At 66.3% G+C, this 1,977-nt stretch carries 2 protein-coding genes; both read left to right on the top strand.

What is annotated here, in order from left to right:
* Window positions 1-121 precede the first annotated feature (121 nt).
* Entirely contained in the window at window positions 122-1,018 is an 897-nt protein-coding gene (locus DMB66_RS59205; RefSeq protein ID WP_125812636.1) for an ABC transporter permease, read from the top strand.
* Window positions 1,019-1,022: 4 nt separating this feature from the next.
* Window positions 1,023-1,799, top strand: a complete 777-nt coding sequence (locus DMB66_RS59200; RefSeq protein ID WP_125812637.1) for an ABC transporter ATP-binding protein — start codon at window positions 1,023-1,025, stop codon at window positions 1,797-1,799.
* Window positions 1,800-1,977 lie beyond the last annotated feature (178 nt).

The following is a 1,977-nucleotide window of genomic DNA, read 5'->3' as shown; positions in this document are numbered from 1 at the left end:
CTAATTCGGCTCTAACGTCGATACGACGCCGTTCCATCGATGCACAATGTTTAGTGTGTTCCCGCGCAAGTCATCAAGGTCCCCCATCCCCAGCGGACCGACTAGATCGGAGCGACACCCCATGCCCCAGACGGCGGTCGCCGAATCCGACACCGGCCTGACGCTCAAGGAGCTGGCCCGCAGGCACGGCCTGAGTGCCGCCGGCAAGCTGCCCTCCCTGTCCGGGTATTCCCGGCAGTTGTGGGCCTACCGGCACTTCATCGCGTCTTACGCCAACGCCAAGGTCTCATCGTCGTTGGGCAAGACCCGGCTCGGCGTCTTCTGGCAGGTGCTCACCCCGCTGATCAACGCGGCTGTGTACTACCTGATCTTCGGCATCATCCTGAACACGAAGAGCGGGGTCGACAACTTCGTCGCCTACCTCTGCACCGGCGTGTTCATCTTCGGCTTCACCCAGTCCACGGTGTCGGCCGGCATCCAGGCGATCAGCGGCAACCTGGGGCTGATCCGGGCCCTGCACTTCCCGCGCGCCAGCCTGCCGCTGGCGATCACGATGGTCGAGATCCGCAACACGATGGCCTCGCTGGCCGTGCTGATGGTCATCGTGCTCGGCTTCGGCGAGCCGATCACGGTGGAGTGGCTGCTCATCGTGCCGGTCTTCCTGTTGCAGGCCATGTTCAACGCCGGACTGGCGCTGACCGGGGCCCGGCTGGGCAGCAAGATCCCCGATGTCCGGAATCTCATCCCTTTCCTCATGCGGATGTGGCTCTACTTCTCGGCGGTGCTCTACCCGGTCACCCGTTTCACCGACCACCTGAGCGGCTGGAAGCTGCAGGTGGTCGAGGCCAACCCGATGCTCCTGTTCATCGACCTCATGCGGCACGCGCTGATGGAGGACGTGCCCCTCGCGGCGGACCCCAAGGTGATGTGGCTGGAGGCGATCGCCTGGACCCTGGTGGTCAGCATCGGGGGATATGTCTACTTCTGGCGCGGAGAGAAGGGATACGGCCGTGGCTGACACCATGACCGAGAGCGACCGGCTCGATCCGACGGTCATCGTCGACGACGCTCATGTGATCTACCGGATCCAGCAGTCGGCGGCCCCCGGCAGCGGCAGCCCGCTGGCCAGCTTCAAGCGGATCGTCACCGGCGCCAAGCCGGCGACCATGCGCGAGGTGCACGCCATCAAGGGTGTGAGCTTCGTCGCGCACAAGGGCGAGGCCGTCGGCCTGATCGGCACCAACGGCTCGGGCAAGTCCACCCTGCTGCGGGCGATCGCCGGCCTGCTGCCGATCGAGCGGGGTGCGATCTACGCGGCCGGCCAGCCCTCGCTGCTCGGCGTCAGCGCGGCCCTGATGAACGACCTACCGGGCGAGCGCAACGTGGTGCTCGGCTGCCTGGCCATGGGCATGTCCCCGGCCGAGGTCAAGGCGAAGACCAAGGACATCATCGACTTCTCCGGCATCAACGAACGCGGCGACTTCAGTTCGCTGCCGATGCGCACCTACTCCTCGGGCATGGGCGCCCGGCTGCGGTTCGCCATCGCGGCCGCCAAGCAGCACGACGTGCTGCTCATCGATGAGGCACTGGCCACCGGTGACGCCAAGTTCCGCCGGCGCAGCGAGCAGCGGGTGCGTGAACTGCGCGCGCAAGCCGGCACGGTCTTCCTGGTGAGCCACAGCGAGCAGTCGATCCGGGACACCTGCGAGCGGGCCATCTGGCTCGAGTCCGGCCTGATCCGCGCCGACGGACCCACCGACGACGTGCTGAAGGAGTACGAGGCCTACGTCAAGCGGTAGGCCCCGCACTCCCCTCGGTCAGCGCATCGACAGGTGCACGTGGTTGGTGTGATCGCTCGACGGGTCGCCGCCGGCGCCGGAATACGACTTCCAGCCGCTGCTGGGCAGCCAGATCCGCCGGAACCAGATGACGTAGAGCACACCGAGCCGGCTGGCGTTACTGATGAAATAGTTCGCC

It is taken from the genome of Actinoplanes sp. ATCC 53533, from assembly GCF_003947245.1.
This window is presented reverse-complemented; position numbering and strand designations above follow the sequence as displayed.

Bases quoted from the DNA above. Each gene is read 5' to 3' on its own strand.
- DMB66_RS59205 (WP_125812636.1), top strand. From the start codon at position 122: ATGCCCCAGACGGCGGTCGCCGAATCCGACACCGGCCTGACGCTCAAG.
- DMB66_RS59200 (WP_125812637.1), top strand. From the start codon at position 1,023: ATGACCGAGAGCGACCGGCTCGATCCGACGGTCATCGTCGACGACGCT.